This window comes from Streptomyces sp. NPDC047014 (assembly GCF_040644195.1).
In the GTDB taxonomy this organism is placed as follows: domain Bacteria; phylum Actinomycetota; class Actinomycetes; order Streptomycetales; family Streptomycetaceae; genus Streptomyces.
In genome coordinates, this window is sequence record NZ_JBEYVX010000001.1 from 123905 (window position 1) to 144786 (window position 20882).

Consider the following 20882-nt stretch of genomic DNA (forward strand, 5'->3'; position numbering starts at 1 on the left):
GGCCGCCCCTGAGTGGGAGCCGCCGCTGCCGCCTTGCACTCGTGGTGCGGCGTCGCGAAGCAGCGTGGTCCTGCGACAGATTGGGCAAGCCGGTGGAAGACGCTAGCGCGATGCAGGAATTCGGCTGCGACGTGGCCATCATCGGTGTCGCCGGACGCTTCCCCGGTGCCCCCGACCTGGACCGGTTCTGGCACAACCTGCGCAACGGCGTGGAGTCCATCAGCTTCTTCGACGACGACGAACTGATCTCCGCCGGTGTCCCCGTCGAGGAGTTCTCCCAGGCGGACTACGTCAAAGCCGGCGCCCGCACCGAGGGGATCGACCTCTTCGACGCCGAGTTCTTCGGCTACACGCCGCGCGAGGCCACCATCATGGACCCGCAGCACCGGGTCTTCCTCGAGACGGCGTGGGAGGCCCTGGAGAACGCCGGGTACAGCCCGCGCCGGATCGACACCACCGTCGGCGTCTTCGGCGGGGCCGGCACCAGCGCCTACCTGCCCCATGTCTTCGCCAACCTCGCGGACGGCGCCGCGATCGGTGCCTCCAACGTAGGACTGGGCAACGAGCTGGGCTTCCTGACCACCCGTGTCTCCTACAAGCTCGACCTCCAGGGGCCGAGCATCCCCGTGCACACCGCCTGTTCCAGCTCACTGGTCGCGGTCCACCTCGCCTGCCAGAGCCTGCTCAACCACGAATCGGGTATGGCGCTCGCGGGCGGAGTGGCGTTCAAGGTCAGCCCGCAGAAGGGGTATCGGTTCCAGGAGAGCGGCATCATGTCGCCGGACGGGCACTGCCGTCCCTTCGACGCCGACAGCCGCGGCACGGTCTTCAACAACGGCGTGGGCGTCGTCCTCCTCAAGCGGCTCGCCGACGCGCTGGCCGACAACGACACGGTCCACGCCGTGATCAAGGGCACGGCGGTCAACAACGACGGCGCCACGAAGGCGAGTTTCTCCGCACCGGCCGTGGCGGGTCAGTCCTCCGTCGTGCTGGAGGCACTGGACGTCGCGGGCGTCGAGGCCGACAGCATCAGCTACGTGGAGGCGCACGGCAGCGGTACGCAGATCGGCGACTCCATCGAGATCGAGGCACTGACCAGGGCGTTCTTCCAGAGCACCGAGCGTACGGGCTACTGCGCCATCGGCTCCGTCAAGTCCAACGTCGGCCACCTGGACGCGGCCTCGGGCATGGCGGGCCTCCTCAAGACCACGCTGTCGCTGCGGCACGGCATGCTCCCCCCGACCCTGCACTTCGACCGGCCCAACCCGCAGATCGACTTCGACCGGTCGCCGTTCCACGTCCAGCGCGACCTGACCCTGTGGGAGTCGCCCGACGGACCGCGCAGGGCGGGCGTGAGCGCGTTCGGGTTCGGCGGCACCAACGCCCACCTGGTGCTGGAGGAGGCACCGGAGCGACCGGTCACCGAGCCGGCGCGCCCCTCGCAGCTCCTCGTGCTCTCGGCCCGTACACCCGAGGCGCTGGAACGGGTGACGGACCGCCTGGCGGAGCACCTGCGCCGGGAGCCTCAGGCGCTCGTCGACGTGGCCTTCACCCTGGCGCGGGGGCGCGAGGAGTTCAGGCACCGCCGGACCGTCGTCGCCTCGTCCCCGCAGGAGGCGGCCCGGGCGCTGGAGGACCGTGACCCCGCCGCGCTGGCGACCGGGACGGCGCACCGAGGCTCCGCGCGGGTGGCGATGCTGTTCACCGGCCAGGGGTCCCAGCATCCGGGGATGGCCCGCGAACTCTACGAGCGGGAACCGGAGTTCCGGGCGGCGGTGGACCGCTGCGCGGAAGGGCTGCGCGACGCGCTCGGCATGGACGTACGGGACCTGCTGCTCTGCCCGCCGGACGACGCGGATGCCGCCGAGCTCCTGACCAGGACCGCGTTCGCCCAGCCCGCCCTCTTCACGGTCGAGTACGCGCTGGCCGTGCTGTGGTCCTCGTGGGGCGTGAGCCCGACCGCGATGGCCGGGCACAGTCTCGGCGAGTACGTCGCCGCCTGCCTGGCGGGGGTCTTCACCCTCGGGGACGCCCTCCGGCTGGTCGCCCTGCGGGGCAGGCTGATGCAGGAGCAGGCCCCCGGAGCCATGCTGAGCGTCTCGGCCGCGCGGAGCACCGTCGAGGCACGACTGCCCGAAGGACTGACCCTGGCCGCGCACAACGGACCGGCCGACTGCGTGGTCGCGGGAGCGGCCGGCCCGGTGGCGGAATTCGCCGCCGCCCTGACGGCCGACGGGATCGGCGCGCGGCCCGTGGCGACCTCGCACGCCTTCCACACCCCGCTGATGGCGCCCATGGTCGAGGAGTTCGTCAAGGCGGTGGCGGAGGTCTCCCTGACCGCCCCGCACCTCCCCTTCGTCTCCAACGTCTCCGGGGACTGGATCACCGACGAGGAGGCGACCGACCCCGCCTACTGGGGGGCCCACGTACTGTCCACCGTCGAGTTCGCCCAGGGGATCGAGACCCTGGCGGCCGACGACCGCCTGGTGTTCCTCGAGGTCGGCCCCGGCCAGACGCTGCGCAGCCTCGTCACGCGCCAGCTCGCCGAGGGCGAGGCGCGCGTGGTCGTCGGATCCCTGCCGCACGCCCGTGACGTCCGCGGGCAGCTGGCATCCGTACAGCGGGCCCTCGGACTGCTGTGGCAGGGCGGCGTGGACCCGGACTGGTCCGCGTACCACCGCGAGGAGAACCCCGGGCGGGTGGCCCTGCCCACCTACCCCTTCGAACGCCGCCGGTACTGGCTCGACCCCGCGCCCGCCTCGGCGCCGGCCGCCCCGGCCGGTCCCGCACCCCATGCCCTGCTGGACGAACTGCTGCTCCACACGGTCGACGAGGTCGTGTTCCGCACCGAGTTCGACCTCGAACGGCACTGGGTGCTCAGCGAGCACCGGATGCTCGCGGAGGCCATCGTCCCGGGCACGACCTATCTGGAGATGGCCCGCGCGGCGGGATCGGCGCTCTTCGGCTCGCCGGTGACGGTGGTCAGCGAGGTCGAGTTCCAGGTCCCGCTCCTGGTGACGGCGGACCGGCCGCGCGTGGCGCACACGATCGTCCGGGCCGGTGAGGAGGGCGGAGCCGAGTTCCGGGTCGTGAGCCACGACCCCGATGCGGCCGTGGGCCGGCAGTGGACCCTGCACGTACGGGGCCGAGTGGCCGCGGACCCGCAGCAGGCGCCCGCGGGAACGGATCCCGCGGAGTCCGCCGCCCGTTGCGGGCTCGCCACCATGGACGGCGCCTCCCTGCAGGCCGGACACCGCGTGATGGAGTTCGGCAGCCGCTGGCAGGAGAGCCTGCGCACGGTCGACGTGGGGGTCCGGTGCGCCCTGGGAACGATGGCGCTGCCCACCCGCTTCCGGGAGGAGACGGCCGACTACGTGCTGCATCCCGCGCTGCTGGACCTGGCCACCGGATTCCACCGGTGGGCCATGTTCGACGGGGAGGACGAGCAGCGCGAGACGAACGGGGACTTCTACCTGCCCCTGGCCTACGACCGGCTGGTGGTGCACGCCCCGATGCCGGCCACGTGCGTCAGCGTGATCGAACCGGACCCGCGCTTCCAGCAGAGCGGCGAGATCCGCAAGGTCGACGTGACGGTCCACGACCCCGCCGGTGCCGTCGTCCTGGAGATCAAGGGGTTCACCGCGAAGCGGGTCAACAGCCCGCGACGGACCATCGACAGTGCCCGGGGTTCGGTCGTGCACCACACGCTGAACTGGGTACGTGCGGACCGCGAGCGGGAGGGACGCCGCGATGTCCGCACGGCGCTGGTCGTCGGTGCGGGATCGCCGCTGCTCGAAGCGACGGCGGCGGGGCTGCGCGCGGCCGGCGTCACCGTCGGGACGGCCCCCGCGGCCACGGACTGGGCTTCCTGGCCGGATCCCCTTCCGCCGGAGATCGTCTACGTGGCCGGGGACATGGCGGAGGACGACGGCACACGGGGGCAGGAGAGGCTGCTCGACGAGGGCGTCATGGGGTTGCTCGAACTCGCCCGTGCCCTGGCCGGGGCGGGCACCGGTCCCCACCGGATCACGGTCGTCGCCCAGAACGTGCACCACGTCACCGGGGACGAGACCCGTCTTGTCCCCGCCCACTCCGCGCTCTTCGGACTGGCCAAGGTCATCGGCCAGGAGCACCAGGAGATCAGCTGCCGGTGCGTGGACGTCGGTGACGACCTGGCACCCGCGGCCTGGGCCGAGGAGATCCTCTGCTCCGACCCCCTCGGCCAGATCGCCCTCCGGGGGACGGACCGCTACGCCGCGGAACTGGATGCCGTGGATCTGGCCGAGGCCACCCCGGAGCACGAGACGTCCGCCGGCGAGGTGCACCTGATCACCGGAGGCATGGGCGGTCTCGGGCTGGAAGTGGCCCGGTCGATCAGCCTGCGGCGGCCGGGGGCGGGAATCGCGCTGGTCGGCAGGAGCGCGATGCCCGCGCGGGCCGCGTGGGACGAGGTCCTGAGTGAGGGAGGCCGCAGCGCCGCCCGGATCGCCCTGATCCAGGAGATGGAAGCGAGGGGCACCCGCGTCGTGTGCCTCCAGGGCGATGTCGCCGACGCGCGGGACATGGCGCGTGTCGTCGCGGCCGTCAGGGCCGAGATCGGCGCCGTCACCCACGTGGTCCACGCGGCGGGAACCGCGGGCGACGGCTTCCTCCTGCGCAAACCGGCACAGACCTTCCGCGCCACCCTCGCCCCCAAGGCGGACGGTGCGGTGGCGCTCCACGAGGCGACCCTCGCCGACCGGCCCGTGATGGTGCTGTTCAGCTCCACCACGGCGCTGTTCGGTTCCGCCGGCCAGAGCGACTACACCGCGGCCAACCAGTATCTCGACGGATTCGCCGCCTGGCGGAACAAGGAGGGCCTGCGCACCTTCACGGTGAACTGGACCGACTGGATCGGCACCGGCATGGCCGCGGACCACGGCGTCCGGCAGGACCAGGGGTTCTTCCGGTCCGTCGGGATCGAGGAGGGCATCGCCAGCTACGAGGCGGTCCTCCGGGGACCGGCCACGCAGGTGATCGTCGGCGAGATCAACTACGCCATGCTGGGTTCCCTGGACCCGGCGGCACTGCGCGCACGGATGGCGACGGCGCCCCTGCGGCTCGCCGAGTCCATCCAGCGGGCGGTGTCCGCCCGCTCCGCGGCCGCCGGTCCCGCCGTGCCCCCGCCGCCCGGCACGGTGTCCGTGCGGCTCACGGGGCGCGCGGACGGTGAGTACACCGAGCTCGAACGCACCCTGGCCGGCCTGTGGGCGGCCGAGTTCGGCATCTCCGACATCAATGTCTTCGCGAGCCTGTTCGACCTGGGTGGGGACTCGCTGCTCGCCCTGCGTTTGGCCAACAGCCTGCAGAAGGCGCTCGGCGTCAAACTGACGATCGCCGACCTGTTCGCCCACCTGACCGTCGCGGATCTCGCCGCGTACCTGGCTCCGGAGGAGGCGGCCGTCGGGGAGGAACCGGCGGAGGGCTCCGCGGACGTGGCCCCGACGGGACAGGACCCCGCTGACGAGACATGGTTCGAGCTGTGGAACGGCCAGCAGGGCATGTGGCTGCAGCACCAGCTCGGCGAAGGCCGGGCCGAGTTGAACCTGCCGGTGTGGCACCACGTCCGCGAGGCGGTGGACGTCACCGCCTTCCGCGAGGCCGTCGGGTTCCTGGTCGGGCGTCATGACGCCCTGCGCCTGTCCCTCCAGGACACCGAGCACGGTCCGCGCCAGCGGGTGCTGTCCCGGCACGACCTCGACGTGCCCCTGGTGGACGTGACCGGAGCGGAAGAGCCGGAGGAGGAGAGCGCGCGCCTCATCCACGCCGACAACGCGGTCCCCTTCGACGACCTCTCGGTGCCGCCCGTGCGGGCGAAGCTCTACAAGCTGGCGGAGGACCACTACTGCGCCTACCTGAACGTGCACCACATCGTGGCCGACGGGACCAGCATGGGGAACCTGCTCCGTGAGCTGCTGGTGGCCTACCGCGCCCGGGTGGAGCGGCGGACGCCCGAACTGGAGCCGCTGACGCTGTCGTTCGGCGACTTCGTCCGGGACCGCCAGAAGTGGCTCTCGGGCCCGGAGAGCGCGGCGATGGAGACCTACTGGACCGACGAACTCAAGGGGCCCCTGCCCCGGTTGAGGATCGGGGACCACGAAGCGCACGCGGTGGAGGTCGTCAACGACACGCTGGACTTCGAGATCGGCCCGGACCTGGCGACGGCTGTGGCCGAGCTGGCCAGGGGGCTCGACGCGACCGTCCACGTGGTGCTCCTCAGCGCATTCGTGGTCGCGCTGCACGACATCGGTTCCGATGAGGACATCGTGATGTGCGTCCCGTTCTCGGGCAGGGACACCAAGGAGATGGAGGGGATGGTCGGCGCGTTCGTGAACCCGCTGTCCGTCCGCATCGGGCTGACCGCCTCCGACTCCTTCGGTGACGTGGTCCGGCGGGCCCAGCGCAAGAGCGTGGCCTCGTACGCGAACAGCCGGTACCCCTTCACCCGCCTCCTGGAGCGGCTCGAGGCCCCGGCGCGGCCGGGTCAGAACCCGGTGTTCTCCACCGCGTTCCAGTTCACCGACTTCCTGCCGCCCGCCTACCAGACCTCGCAGCTCGACGTCTGCCTGTACGGGAAGCCGGACGGGGACGCTCTCAGCCTGCGCTTCAACTACAACGCGGGCCGCCTGTCGAAGAGCGAGATCGTCGACATCCGGGCCACCTTCCTCGCAGCCCTGGGCCAGGCCGTGCGCGATGCGCGGGTGAGTCTGGAATCCCTCGGCGAACCGCTGCGGGAGGCACGGAAGGCGACACGGACGACATCCGCGGGGGGCCGCAGGCCGGGCGGCCTGCGAGCGTCGCGCCCGCGCCGCTGAGGAGCGGTACCCGGCAGCCCCGCGCGGGCCCCGCGCGGCACATCGCGTGTGCAGACAAGAGTTCGACGCCCGGTGGACCCGGGTCGGTCCAGGAGGAAATGACAGATGGACGAGCACAACGAGGGCGAGTACACCGTGCTGGTGAACGCCGAGGAGCAGTACTCGATCTGGCGGACGGCCCTGGCACTGCCCGAGGGCTGGCGGGAAGTCGGCAAACGGGGCGGGAAGGGCGACTGCCTCGCCTACGTGGACGAGACATGGACCGACCTGCGGCCCCTCACCCTGCGGCGGCGCATGGCCGGAGGGACGGCCTCGTGAGCGAGCTGGTCAGGCCGCTCGTCAGCCGCCCCCACGCGACCCAGAGGCTGTTCTGCTTCCCCTACGCCGGCGGTGGCATCTCGGTGTTCCGCGGATGGGCCGCCTCGCTTCCGGACGAGGTCGAGCCGTGGGCGATCCAGCTGCCCGGCCGTGAGGACCGCATCGGCACGCCTCCCTTCCAGCGCATGAGCGACGTCCTCAACGCGCTGGTACCGGCGATCATCCCCCGGCTCGACCGCCCGTTCGCCTTCTTCGGGCACAGCATGGGAGCGGTCGTCGCGCTGGAGCTGGCGCGCACCCTGGGCCGCCTGGAATCAGGATCGCCGGAGTGGCTCCTCGTATCGGGCCGGGTGCCTCCCCAGGCGATGGAGGCGGCGGATCCGCCGCTGCACCAGCGGTCCGACGCCGAACTCGTCGAGCTGCTCCGCGGCTGGCGGGCCACCCCCGAAGCCGTACTGGCGGACCGCGAGCTGATGGCTCTGCTGCTTCCCGTGGTCCGTGCGGACCTCGCCGTCATCGAGACCCACACGTTCACCGGCGGCGCGCCGCTCGGCTGTCCGGTCACCGCGTTCGGCGGTACCGAGGACAATGCCGCCCCCTCGGTTCTGGAGCGGTGGGGCGAACTGACGGACAACCGGTTCGACCTGCGCATGTTCCCGGGGGGCCACTTCTTCGTGAACTCGGCCCGCGAGGCCGTGGTCGCCGCGGTGGCCGAGAGGCTCGCCCGGGCCGCCGCCGCGCGCGTCGGCTGACGCCACGGGGCCCGCGGAAGATCCGCGGGCCGCCCGTCCCCGCATTCGCGCATCGCCCTGGCGATTCCTCGCCATGCGGCTTTCCGTGCCTTCCTGACTGATGGAACTTGGTGGAACGACATGACTCTGCAGACCGGGCCCGAACCGAACGACGGCCGGCCAGGCGCCTCCGTGGTGGATGTCGTCTCGGCGACGTGGGCCGCTGTCCTGCGGACCGGGACCCCGGAGCCGGACGCCAACTTCTTCGCACTGGGCGGGAACTCGCTCCAGGGAGCCCGGGTGATCAGCAGGCTCCGTGAGGAGCTCGGCGTCCAGATCCCCCTCTCCGTCCTCTTCGAGCACCAGACCGTGGGTGAACTCGCCGCGGCCGTCGAGGCCCTCGGGACGCCGGCCTCCGCCGCCGCGCCCACCGTCGAGCCCCTGGAGCAGCGGGCCGACGGGGTGTTCCACGCCCCGACATCCTTCGTGCAGCAGCGGATGTGGGTGGAGGAGCACATCCAGGGGCCCAGCTCCCGGTACAGCATCCCCTCGGCCATCGAGATCGAGGGACCGCTCGACGTGGCGGCCCTGGCAGGGGCCGTCCGGGCGCTGGTGCAGCGGCACGAGGTCTTCCGTACCACCATCCGCGCCGTGGACGGCGTCCCGCAGCAGGTCGTGGCACCGGACGCGGACGTGGCCCTGCACACCGTCGACCTGAGCGCGGAGCCGGCGGACCGGCGTGAGCAGATCCTGCTGGACCGGCTGGCCGCGTCCGCCCGGCATCCCTTCGACATCGAGCGCGGTCCCCTGCTCCGGGTGGAGCTCTACCGGCTGGAGGAGGACTGGCACGTCCTCCTGATCAACCTGCACCACATCATCACGGACGTCCGCTCCTTCGAGCTCGCCGTCTCCGAGCTGCTCAGTCTGTACGCGCGGAAGGGCGACCCGTCAGCCGGGCCGGGGCAGCCGCCGGTGCAGTACGCGGACTACGCCGCGTGGCAGCGCCGCACCATCGGCGACGCCGCGGTGGACGACCAGCTGGAGTACTGGAAGCAGCAGCTGCGGGCACCGCTGCCGGTCCTCGACCTGCCCACCGACAGGCCCTACCGGGACACCTCCTCAGGACGGGGCGCCTCGGTGACGGTCGAGCTGCCCCGGGCGGTCTCGCGCCGCCTGCGGGAGCTGTCCAGGGAACACGACAGCACCCCCTTCATGACCCTGCTCGCGCTGCTCAACGTCCTGATGCACCGGTACAGCGGCCAGAGCGACATCGTGATCGGCACACCGAGCGCCAACCGCGATCTGCCCGAGCTGGAAGGGATGCTCGGATGCTTCCTGAACACGCTCGCGATCCGCAGTGACCTGTCCGGTGACCCGACTCTGACGGAGCTCCTCCACCGGGTGCGTGAGACGGCCCTGGCCGCGTACGCCCACCAGGACGTGCCGTACGAGCGGGTGGTCAACGCCGTCACCGTGGACCGGTCCGCCCGCCAGGGCCTGTTCCGGGTGATGCTGGCCTTCCAGCACGAGATCCCGGCCCCGGACCTGCCCGGTATCACGGTGAGCGACGTGGACCTCGGCCTCGAAGCGGTCAAGTTCGACCTGGTGTTCGCCGTGACGGAGACCGAGTTCACCTACCGGGTGTCCCTGGAGTACGACAGCGACCTCTTCGTCGAGGACACGGCCTGGCGCATCCTGGACCACCTGGGCGTCCTGGCCGCCGACGCCGTGGCGGACCCCGGGAAGCGGGTCTCGGAGCTCACCGTGCTGCCGGAGGAGGAGCGGCGCCGGATCGCGAAGTGGTCGGCATCGGCCCACGGCCCCTACGCCACCGACCTGTTCCTGCACCGCCTCTTCGAGGAGCAGGCGCGCAGGACGCCCGACGAGCCGGCCGTGGAGAGCGGTACGGACGTGCTGACCTACCGGGAGCTGGACGCCCTCGCCGACCGGCTGGCGGCCGGGCTCGCGGACCGTGGCATCGGCACCGACGACCTCGTCGGACTGTGCGCGGAGCCCTCCCTGGAACTGATGGTCGGCATCCTCGGCATCATCAAGGCGGGGGCCGGCTACGTACCGCTCGACCCCATCGCCCCGGCCGACCGCATGGCGTACGTCGTGGCCGACAGCGGTATGAAGGTCCTGTTCGCCACTCCCATGCTGCGGGACCAGCTGCCGGCCGAGGTCGTCGCCGCTGTGGAGGTGGCGACCGTGGACGCGAAGGCGCCCGCGCCGCACGGGACCGTGCCGGACGCGCGCCGGCAGCCCCCCGTCGAGGTCGACTCCGCGCAGCTCGTCTACCTCATGTACACCTCCGGCACCACCGGCCGGCCCAAGGGCGTCGGCCTTCCGCACCGGGCGATCACGCCGTGGATCCAGTGGGCGCAGGACATCCGGCCGATCGGCCCGGGCGTCCGCGTGGTGCACAACCTCTTCTACCACTTCGACTGGTCGGTCGAGCAGATGTTCCACGCCCTGACGAGCGGCGCGTGCCTCGTCATGCTGCCCGGCGAGCTGCGGGCCGACCCGGCCGCCACCGCGCGGTTCATCGACGAGCGCGCGATCAACATGCTCTACCTGACCCCGACCCAGATGCGCGGCATCGCGGACACCGGCATAGCGATGCCCTCCCTGCGGCACGTGTCCATGGGCGGCGAGAACCTGGACGCCGAACTGGTCGCGCGGACCCGGAAGGTGGTGTCCGGGGACTGCGAGATCTGGAACGAGTACGGACCGACGGAGACGGCCGGCGCCGCGCTGGTCGGCCGCATGGGCTACGAGCCCCTGGAGCGCACCTCCATGCCCCTCGGCGAGCTGATCGCCAACGCCACCTGCGCGGTGGTGGACCGCTGGGAGAACCCCCAGCCGATCGGCGTCCCGGGTGAGCTGTGGATCGGCGGTGACGGGGTGGCACGGGGATACCGCAACCTGCCCGGCCTGACCGCGGAGCGCTTCACCGCCGACCCAGCGGCCCCCGGGCGCCGGCTGTACCGCACCGGCGACCTCGTGAGGTGGCTGCCGAACGGGGAGATGGAGTTCCTCGGACGCGTCGACAGCCAGGTGAAGATCCGCGGTGTGCGCGTCGAGCTGGAGGAGATCGAGTCGGTGCTGCGTGCCCATCCCGATGTCGCGAACGCGGTCGTCGTACTGGAGCCCGACCAGCGTCTCGTCGCCTATCTGGAGTCCGCCCCCGGAGCGCGCTTCGACGAGGCTTCGGTGCGCGCCCACATGGCTCCGAAGCTGCCCATCGTCATGCAGCCCTCGGTCCTCGTCCCGCTGGAGTCGATACCCGCCTCGGCGACGGGCAAGGTCGACCGCTCCCGGCTGCCGCGGCCCGCCGCGGCACCGGCCCCGGCGCGACCCGCGGCCGTGCCGCCGTCCACCGCGATGGAGCACCTGGTCGCGGAGGTGTGGACGGAGGTCCTGCGACAGGACGTCCGCGGCGTCGAAGCCGACTTCTTCGAGATCGGGGGCGATTCCTTCTCCCTGCTCTCCGTCGTCAACGCCCTCCGCAAGGAGCTCGCCCTCGACATCCCGGTGCGTGCCGTCGTCGACAGCCCGACGGTCGCCGGTCTCGCCGCCTACCTCGAATCCCTGCGCTGGGCGCTCGGGTCCCAGGTGGCGGCCGTCGACACCGGCGGCGAGCGCGAGGTGGGCGAGCTGTGACGGCGACCGCACGAGGCGTGGTCGACCTCCTGCTGGAGACGCGCTCGCTGAACATCGTCCTGTGGGCGGAGGAGGGAAGACTGCGCTTCGACGCGCCGGCCGGGGTGATGACGGACGCGATCCGCGCCGAACTGGTCGCCCGCAAGGGCGAGATCGTGGCCTTCCTGGCGGACGCCGACATCGGGGAGCGCTCGACGGTACGGATCACGATGCGCGACGGCGTCCGTCTGGCCGCCGACGTGTTCCGGCCCCGGCGGCGCGGCGCGGTCGTCGAGGAGCCCCTGCCGGTGATCTGGTGCCACGAGCGGTACCGGCGCGCGGAGACCGTGGAGGGCGGTGTACTCACCAAACTCGACTCCCAGCCCTGGCTCAAGGAGATGCTGCGGAACGAGTACGTGGTGGTCGTCGTCGACTCGCGCGGCAGCGGCGCCTCCGAGGGGACCCGGCGGATCGAGTTCAGCCACGAGGAGGCGGAGGACGCCTTCGAGGTGACCGAGTGGATCGCGGCCCGGCCCTGGTCGAACGGCCGCGTCGGCATGTACGGCCTCTCCTACTCGGGGATCAACCAGCTCCTGGCGGCGGCCACCGCACCGCCCCACCTCACGGCGATCCTGCCGCAGATGGCGATGTTCGACCTGTACGAGTTCCTCCGTCCGGGCGGTGTCTTCCGCGACGACTTCGCCCGCAACTGGAGCGACCTCGTACGGGGGCTGGACACCCGGGCAGGGGCCGCCGGTGCCGGCGAGGGCCCGGACGGTCCGGCGGGCTACCTGGCGGGCCACCAGGAGAACGCGGACGTCTTCGGCCAGGCGGCGGCGCTGGAGTTCCGCGACAGCGTCGAGCCGGTGACCGGCCTGGCTCCCTACCGGGACGTCAGTCCGGCGAACGCGCGTGACGCGGTGAGCGCGTCGGGCATCCCTGTGTGCCACCTGGGCGGCTGGCACGACATCTGGGCGCGGGACACCACCCTGTGGTTCCGCAACCTGGACAACCCGCAGCGCATGGTGATCGGTCCGTGGAGCCACAACAACTGGAAGAACGAGGACCTGGCCCGCGAACACCTCCGCTGGTACGACCACTGGCTCAAGGGCGTCGACAACGGGGTCATGGCCGAGCCGCCGGTCCGGTACTTCACCATGGGTGCCGGGGCGGCGACCGGATGGAGGACGGCCGACACCTGGCCGCCGTCCGAGGCACGCCCCCGGGAGCTGTGCTTCGGCGCCGGGCCCAGCGGCACCATCCGGTCCGTCAACGACGGAGTGCTGGTGGAGGCCGGGACGCCGGCCGAGGACGAGGGAGACGCGTACACGGTCGACTACTCCACGACATCCGGCCGCACCACCCGCTGGTCGGACGGGTACGCGGGCGGGTTCCACTACGACCTCACCCCGAACGACCGCAAGGCCCTGACCTACACGTCGGCGGTGCTGTCCGAGGACCTGGAGGTGACGGGCCACCCCCTCGTGCATCTGTGGGTGAGCTCGACCCATCCGGACGCCGCCTTCTTCGTCCACCTCAGCGAGGTGGACGAGCGGGGGGAGACCCACTACGTGACCGAGGGCGTCCTGCGGGCCTCGTACCGGGGGAGTGCTCCGGCGCCCTTCGACAGGATGGGGCTGCCCTACCAGCCCGGGACGCGGGACGCGCTCGCGGCGCTGCCCCCGGGTGAGCCCGTCGAACTGGCCATCGACCTGCACCCGACCTCCTACGCCTTCTCGGCGGGCAGGCGGCTGCGCGTCAGCATCACCTGCTGCGACCGGGACAACGCGCGGGTGGAGGAGATCACCCCCGCCCCCGTCATCACGGTCCATCGCGGCGCGCGCCACCCGTCCCGGGTGGTCCTGCCGGTCGTACCGAGGGCCTGACCGCTCGTCCCCCGCGCGTCGAAGCACCAGAAAGGTAAAGCCTTGCCTGCACACCAGTACCGCGTCGTGGGGGTCGAGTTCGGGAAGGAGACCCCGCCCCGCTCCTTCGCGACGCTGCTCCCGCCGCCCTGGCGGGACGACTACCACCGCATCGACCTGCTCACCCACCCGGACATCCCGCGGACCGTGCGCACCGTCGAGGAGCAGGCGGCGTACTGGGCACGCCGGCTGGGCCCGGGGCCGGGCCCGGCCGTGGTGCTGGGCTACTGCTCCGGAGCCCCGGTCGCGTCCGAGCTGGCGGCGAGGATGGGGGCGGACACCACCCTGGTCCTGGTCGACCCGGCCGCCCCCACGGCGGAAGAGGCCCAGGAACTGCTCGTCGAACTCGCCACGGGAATGGACGAGGACCTCCTCCCGGGAGAGGTGCCGGACATCCTCGGCCGCGGTCCGGCCGAGGCACTGGCCGTGATCAGTGACTTCCTGCGCTCGGTCGTCGAACGGTGTGCCCCGGACCTGCCGTCCGACATCGCCGACTCGCTCACCGAGCACCAGCGCGCCTGGCTGAGCTACACCCTGGCCGCGGGCACCCACGGCGGCGGCCCGCGGCACGCACCCGGCCACGTCCTCCTCAGCGAGGCCGCGGCCTGGGAGCACACCGGCAGCACCCGGATCCACCGCTTCCCCGCCGGCGACGTGGAGCTGTTCACCTCCGAGGAGGCCACGGCGGTGATCGCCGGCGTGCTCGCCGGACCGGCCCCGCCGACGCGCTGACGCGCCCAGTCCCAGCCCACCCCTAAACCACGCAGAGGCGGCAGACCATGGAGCCCACTTGTCCCTACGGGCGGGAACAGGGAGCCATGCCGGTGGATCCGTGCATGGACTACATAGCCCTCCGGGGCACCGGGACGATCAGGCGGGACGACGACCTGGGCGTCTGGATCGTCACGGGCTTCCGCGAGGTGTCCGAGCTGCTGCGCAGCCCGGCGCTGTCCTCGGCGTGGCCGGAGCGCGGCAGGACGCGGCTGCACGGCGAACAGCCGGAGACGCAGGGCGCCCTGCGCACCGCCGACATCGTCCGGCGCTGGTTCATGTTCAACGACGCCCCGCGCCACCAGCTCCTGCGGGGCCTGATGGCGCCCCTGTTCTCGGCCGCACGGGTGGCCGGACTCCGGCCGTTCGTCGAGCGGACCGTCGGTGAACTCCTCGACGGCGTGCCGGACCGGATCGACGTGGTCGGCGGGCTGTCGGAGCCGCTGGCCGCCCGGGTGGTGTGCCGGGTGATCGGGATCCCTCAGGAGGTGGCCCCCCGGATCGCCGCCTGGGCCCTGGACATCGCGGCCCTGCTGGTGGCCGACTACCTTCCCCGGGTCGTCGAGCGGGGGACGAAGGCCCTCCAGGAGATCGAGGGCGTCGTGGCGGAGACCCTCCGTTCCTCGCGGGTACCGGCCGGGAGCGCCCTCGACGTGCTGGAGCGCGCCCACCAGGAGGGCCTGATCGAGGAAGCGGACATCGCCGCCACGGCGAGCCTGCTGGTCTTCGCCGGTTTCGACACCACTTCGACCTTCATCGGCAAGGCGGTGCGCGCCCTCGTGCACACCGGCCGGTGGAAGGACGCGCGTACGGAGCACCTCACTCCGGTGATCGACGAGCTCCTGCGCTTCGACACGTCGGTGCAGCAGGTCGCCCGGGTCGCCGTCGCCCCCGTGGAATGCGCGGGGCACCGGATCGAGCCGGGGGACCTGGTCCTGCTCATGCTGGGTGTCGCCAACCGTGACGACGAGGTGTTCCCGGCGCCGGACACCCTGGACACCGAGCGGCGTACCGCCCGCCACCTCGCGTTCGGCTACGGCGCGCACTACTGCCTGGGATCGGGTCTGGCCAGGCTCGAGGCCGACGCGGCGCTGACCGGCCTCGTCGAGCGCTTCGGTGAGGCCGAGCTGGCCGAACCCCCCGTCCTGCGCCCGCACTACGGCGTGACCGTGCTGGAACACCTCTGGCTGCGCGTGCGTCGCTGACCGCCGTACCGGACCAGGACGAACGCCCCCGCAAGCCGTCGAACAGGAGAGACTGTGATCGCGAAATCCGCCCCGGCCACCGTGCCGCAGTGGCTGCAGCAGAGAGCGGAGCTCGCTCCCGACCACTTGGCCGTCATGGTCGCCGGCCCGCGTGCCGTGACGGCGCGGCTGACGTACCGGCAGCTGTGGGAGGCCGCCGGGGGGGTGGCCGGGCGGCTGTCCGCCCTGCCGGGCTTCCGCGCCGGAGCCCTGGTCGCGACCCGGTTCCCCCGCGGGGCGGGCGGTCTGGTCGCCCAGCTCGGTGCCTGGCGGGCGGGAGCGGCCTACCTTCCCCTGGACCCGGCCCTGCCCGAGGCACGCCGCATGGCGATCCTCGGTGACGCCCGTCCCTTCGCCGTCCTGTCACCCGGCGGGACCGCACCCGCGGGTGTCGCGGTGGAACCGTCGGCCACCGGCCCGCAGGAGCCGGAGGCGCTCGATCCGGACGCGGCGTACGTGATCTACACCTCGGGCTCGACCGGGACGCCCAAGGGGATCGAGGTCGGCCACGCGAGCCTCGCGAACCTGACCACATGGCACCGGGAGACCTACGGGACGGGACCGGAGCACCGCGTCGGCGCCTTCGCGGGCCTGGGCTTCGACGCCACCGTGTGGGAGACGTGGTCGGCGCTCGCGAGCGGGGCGACGCTGCTGCTCCCCGAAGGGGTCGCGACCGCCGACATCCAGCAGGTGTCCGAGTTCCTAGACCACTGGGCCGTCGACCAGTGCTTCCTCAGCACCCCGCTCGCGGAGCAACTGCTCCAACTGCCGGAGCCGCCCCGCTCGCTGAGGGTCCTGACCACCGGCGGCGACGCGCTGCGCGTCCACCCCCGCCCGGACTTCCCGGCGGCGGTCTTCAACCACTACGGCCCGACCGAGGCGACTGTGGTGACGACGGCCAGCGGCGATCTCCGCCGGCCCGCGCGGCACGGGGCGCCGGTGATCGGGCGTCCCATTCGCGGGGCCGAGGTGCTCCTCGTATCCGACGACGGCAGCACCGTCGAGGAACCGTCCGTGACGGGCGAACTGCTCATCGGCGGAGAGGTCCTGGCCACCGGCTACCTGCGCGACGGGCCGATGACGCGGAAGCTGTTCTCCCACCGCCCGGACGGAAGCCGCTGGTACTCCTCCGGCGACCTCTGCCGCTGGACGCCGGACGGCGAACTGGAGTTCGTGGGACGTCGTGACCTGCAGGTCAGCATCCGCGGCCATCGCGTCGAGCCGGCCGAGGTCGAACAGGCCGTCCTCGGCGTCCCGGGTGTCGGCATGGCCGCGGTCGTCGCGCGGGAGACCGACGACGGAAGCGAGCTGGTCGGCTGCTACTGCGGGACGGCCGGGGCGGAGACCGTCCGTGACGAGCTGGCGCGGTCCCTGCCCGGCTACATGGTCCCCGTCGAACTGCGCAGGCTCGACGGGATCCCCCTCAACGCCAACGGGAAGATCGACCGCGGCCGTCTCCTGGAGCTGGTGGGGTCCGGTGCGCCGTCGGCCCTGGGGCCCGGGACCGCGGACCGGACGGCCGCGGAGGCCGGGGCCGGCACGAGCACGGCGGACCGGATCGCCGGGATCTGGTCCGAGGTGCTCGGCCGCACTCCCGCGGCCGACGACGACTTCTTCCTGATCGGCGGCCACTCCCTCAAGGCCGCACGGGTACTGGCCATGACCCGCAAGGAGTTCGGGATCCCCCTGGCTCTCGAGGTGATGTTCACCCGGTCGGTCTTCTCGGACTTCGTCGAGTGCGTCGCCGAGCAGCTCCGGACCAAGGAGGGCTGAGCGATGACCACGGTATGGGATCTGGTGAGCGAGCAGGCCCGGCGCACTCCCGAAGCGCAGGCCGCCGTCGGCGAGCGCGTGCACACCTACCGGGACCTCGTGCGGAGCGTCGACGTCCTCGCCGCCGCCCTCCGCGAGACGGTGCCGGCGGGGTCCTGGCTGGCGGTGGAGACCGCCAGCCCGGTGAGCGGGGCGGTGGCCCTGCTCGCGGGCGCCCGAGTCGGCTGCGCGCTCGTCCCCCTGAACCTCGACAGCCCGGCGGCCCACCGCGCGTTCGTGCTGGAGGACGCCCGCCCCTTCGCGGTGCTCCGGTCGGCGGAGGAAGGCGTGTTCACGGTCGAGCACCTCGACCGCGAGGGCGCGGAGCCCCCGGAGGACCGCGTCCCGGGCGATGCGGCCTATGTGATGTACACGTCGGGTTCGAGCGGGCGCCCCAAGGGCGTCGTCGTCCCTCCTTCCGCGCTGGCCTCGTGTCTCCGGGCGCTCGCGGAGGTACCGGGCCTGCGGGCGGGCGAGACCATGCTGGCGATGACGGCCCTGTCCTTCGACATCTCGCTGGCCGAGATGCTGGTGCCGCTGATCGTCGGAGCCAGGTTCGTCGTCGTACCGGGCGAGGTGCGGGCCGACCCCGAGCTCTTCGACGCGTTCATCCGCCTCCACCGGCCCGATGTGGTCCAGGCGACGCCGAGCTTCTGGCGGCTGCTCCTGGCGGGCGGCGGGAGCGCCGCCGCCCACCGCTTCCGCGTCTGGTGCGGCGGTGAGCCGCTCACCGCGCCCCTCGCCGAGTCGCTGCTCGGCCGGAGCACGGAGCTCTGGAACCTCTACGGGCCGACCGAAGCGACCATCTGGGCCACCGCCGCGCGGATCGAGAGCCCCGACGCCCTCTCCCTGGGACAGCCCCTGAGGGGTATGAGCTGGTACCTGGATCAGGGCGAGATCGTCCTCTACGGTGATCACCTGGCGACCGGCTACCACGGCCGGGCCGATCTCACCGCCGCGTGCTTCTCCGTCCGGGACACACCCGAGGGACCCCGGCGCACCTACCGCACCGGGGACCGCGCCCGCCCGGCTCCGGACGGCTCGTTCCAGTACCTGGGGCGGGCCGACGGACAGATCAAGCTGCGCGGCCACCGCATCGAACTCGGTGAGGTGGAATCCGTACTGGAGGAGCACGCGGAGATCACGGAAGCCGTGGCCCTCGTGCGCGATCCCGACCGGGCCGAGCGCGCCCTGATCGCCGCCTACGTGGTGTCCGCCGGCGACCTGACGGCCGCTGAGGTGAGCGCGTGGACACGTACGCGGCTCCCCGCCGCCTACTGCCCCGGCCAGGTCCACGTGGTGCGGTCGCTCCCGAGGAACGCCTCGGGGAAGGTCGACCGGAACGCCCTGGCCCGCCCCGACTTCCTGGAAAGCCGCACGACATGAAGACTGATGTGAGCGAGCGCCGCGCCGCGGTCCTCAGGGCCTGGCGTGCCACGCTCGAAGCCGAACCCGCCTCCGACGACGAGAACTTCTTCGAGGCCGGGGGGAATTCGATCCTGGTGGTGGAGCTCCAGCGCCGGCTCTCCGCGGAGCTGGGCCACCGTGTGCCGCTGAGGCAGCTGCACGACCATCCCACCGTCGCCGGTCTCGTCGGCCTCGACATCCCGTCCGCGGCCGAGACCCCCACCGTGTCCGCTCCGCAGGCCCTGACGCTCTACTGCCTGCCCTACGCCGGGGCATCGGCGCGGATCTACGAACCCTGGCGCACCAGGCTGCCCGACACGGTGGAAGTGGTACCGCTGGAACTTCCCGGCCGGGGCTCCCGGTGGTCCCAGCGCCCGCAGTCACGGCTGCCCGCCCTCCTGGAGGACCTCGCCGGTGCGATGGACGAGGCGCGCCGAACCCCTTACGCCGTGTTCGGCCACAGCTTCGGCGGGATCCTGGCCTACGAGCTCGTGCGGCACGTCACGGGCCAGGGGTACCCGCCGCCCGTTCGCCTGCTGGTCTCGGCATGCCCCGCTCCGCATCTCGCGACCCCGCGGGAGAGCACGCACGACCTCTCCGACGAGGAGTTCACCGAGCGGCTGCGGAAGCTGCGCGGGACGCCGGAGGAACTCCTGGAGAACGAGGAGCTCATGGAGCTCTACCTTCCGACGATCCGGGCGGACTACACGATCCTGGACGCCTACCGGGCGCCCCGTACCGCCCCTCTCGGCTGCCCCGTCACGGCGTTCTGCGGCGCCGACGACCACGAGGCCGGGAGGGAGCAGATGGCCCACTGGGCCGCTTATGGCGACGGAACGGTCGACATCGAGGAAGTCACGGGGGACCACTTCTTCCTCCGGGACTCCGAGGACGAGTTCCTGGAGAAGCTCGCCCCTCACCTCCGCCCCGCCCGCCACCGGTGACGCAACAGCCCACGAGGGCTCCGGTCTCAAGCACGAGGACATTCAGATGATCAGTCAGCTCACGCCGGAACAGCGCGAGAAGTGGGCCTCCTTCCGCGAGTTCGCCGACACCACGCTCGCACCCGGGGCCGAGGCCGCGGACTCCCAGCAGGCCATGCCGCGGACCCTCGTCAAGAGCCTCGGCCGGGAGGGCTGGATATCCTCGCTCCTCCCCGAGGAGTGGGGAGGCTCCTCGCTGGACCTGCTCAGCTACGGCCTGATGGCCGAGGAGATGGGCCGGACCTGCCAGAACGTGCGCAACTTCGTGGCGTGTGCCGACATGGTGGCGCACTCCCTCTGGAAGTGGGGCACCCCCGCGCAGCGCGAGGAGTGGCTCGGGCCCATCGCCGCGGGCGAGGCCGTCGCCGCCTTCGCGCTCACCGAACCGAACGTCGGAAGTGACGCCAAGGGCGTCGAGACGGTGGTGACGGCGGACGGGGACGGCTACGTCGTCCGAGGCCGCAAGAAGTGGATCAGCTTCGCCGAGATCGCCGACGTCTACCTGGTGTTCGCGCAGTACGAGGGGCGGCACACCGCGTTCCTCGTGGAGCGAGACACCCCCGGCCTGACCGTCGAGCCGATCCGCGGCCTGCTCGGCCTGCGGGGCTCCGCGCTGGCCGAGGTCGTCTTCGACGACTGCCGTCTGCCGGCGGGCTCGATGGTCGGACACCCCGGTTCCGGGCTCGCGTTCGTGGCCTCCACCGCCCTGGACATCGGCCGGTACAGCACGGCATGGGGCTGTGTCGGCCTCGCCCAGGCATGCCTCGACGCGGCCACCCGGCACGCGCAGGACCGTATCCAGTACGACACACCGATCATCGACCACCAGCTCGTACAGCGCATGCTCGCCGACATGGTGGCCGGCTCCCGTGCGGCGCGGCTGCTGTGCTGGGAGGCCGGGGCCGCCAAGGAGCAGGGCGCCTTCGACGCCGTGAACCAGACCCTCCTGGCCAAGTACTTCGCCTCGACCACCGCCAACCGCGTCGCGGCCGACGCCGTCCAGATCCTCGGAGCCCAGGGCATCGGGCCGGACGCACCCGTCGGGCGGCTGTTCCGGGATGCCAAGGTCATGGAGATCATCGAGGGGACGAGCCAGCTCCACCAGTCGATGCTCGGCCGCTGGAGCGCTCAGATCCAGCACCCGGCCGCCGGGGGTGCGCGCACCTCCTGAGCCGTGCCGGCCCCGGCCTCCGGG

General features: G+C 72.2%; 11 protein-coding genes. All 11 read left to right on the forward strand.

Features of this window, described 5'->3' with window-relative positions:
- Nucleotides 1-110 precede the first annotated feature (110 nt).
- On the forward strand, nucleotides 111-6854 hold the full coding sequence (locus ABZ873_RS00525) for an SDR family NAD(P)-dependent oxidoreductase (RefSeq protein WP_360863395.1): 6744 nt from the start codon (nucleotides 111-113) through the stop codon (nucleotides 6852-6854).
- Between the two features lie 105 nt (nucleotides 6855-6959).
- On the forward strand, nucleotides 6960-7172 hold the full coding sequence (locus tag ABZ873_RS00530) for an MbtH family NRPS accessory protein (RefSeq protein WP_360863397.1): 213 nt from the start codon (nucleotides 6960-6962) through the stop codon (nucleotides 7170-7172).
- On the forward strand, nucleotides 7169-7924 hold the full coding sequence (locus ABZ873_RS00535) for an alpha/beta fold hydrolase (protein ID WP_360863399.1): 756 nt from the start codon (nucleotides 7169-7171) through the stop codon (nucleotides 7922-7924). Before ABZ873_RS00530 ends, ABZ873_RS00535 begins: the two co-directional genes overlap by 4 nt.
- 120 nt (nucleotides 7925-8044) lie before the next feature.
- Nucleotides 8045-11566, forward strand: a complete 3522-nt coding sequence (locus ABZ873_RS00540) for an amino acid adenylation domain-containing protein (RefSeq protein WP_360863401.1) — start codon at nucleotides 8045-8047, stop codon at nucleotides 11564-11566.
- Nucleotides 11563-13431, forward strand: a complete 1869-nt coding sequence (locus ABZ873_RS00545; protein WP_360863403.1) for a CocE/NonD family hydrolase — start codon at nucleotides 11563-11565, stop codon at nucleotides 13429-13431. The genes ABZ873_RS00540 and ABZ873_RS00545 overlap by 4 nt, the downstream gene beginning before the upstream one ends.
- A 42-nt stretch (nucleotides 13432-13473) precedes the next feature.
- On the forward strand, nucleotides 13474-14202 hold the full coding sequence (locus tag ABZ873_RS00550) for a hypothetical protein (protein ID WP_360863405.1): 729 nt from the start codon (nucleotides 13474-13476) through the stop codon (nucleotides 14200-14202).
- A 104-nt stretch (nucleotides 14203-14306) separates the two neighbouring features.
- Complete coding sequence (locus ABZ873_RS00555) at nucleotides 14307-15446, forward strand: cytochrome P450 (RefSeq protein ID WP_360863407.1); 1140 nt, start codon at nucleotides 14307-14309, stop codon at nucleotides 15444-15446.
- A gap of 54 nt (nucleotides 15447-15500) precedes the next feature.
- Entirely contained in the window at nucleotides 15501-17258 is a 1758-nt protein-coding gene (locus ABZ873_RS00560; protein WP_360863409.1) for a non-ribosomal peptide synthetase, read from the forward strand.
- A gap of 3 nt (nucleotides 17259-17261) precedes the next feature.
- The gene (locus ABZ873_RS00565) at nucleotides 17262-18683 is read left to right on the forward strand and encodes an AMP-binding protein (RefSeq protein WP_360863411.1); all 1422 of its coding nucleotides are present in this window, start codon (nucleotides 17262-17264) and stop codon (nucleotides 18681-18683) included.
- On the forward strand, nucleotides 18680-19648 hold the full coding sequence (locus tag ABZ873_RS00570; RefSeq protein WP_360863413.1) for an alpha/beta fold hydrolase: 969 nt from the start codon (nucleotides 18680-18682) through the stop codon (nucleotides 19646-19648). The genes ABZ873_RS00565 and ABZ873_RS00570 overlap by 4 nt, the downstream gene beginning before the upstream one ends.
- A 46-nt stretch (nucleotides 19649-19694) precedes the next feature.
- A complete protein-coding gene (locus ABZ873_RS00575) occupies nucleotides 19695-20858 on the forward strand; it encodes an acyl-CoA dehydrogenase family protein (protein WP_360863415.1) in 1164 nt (387 codons plus the stop codon).
- Nucleotides 20859-20882: the final 24 nt, after the last annotated feature.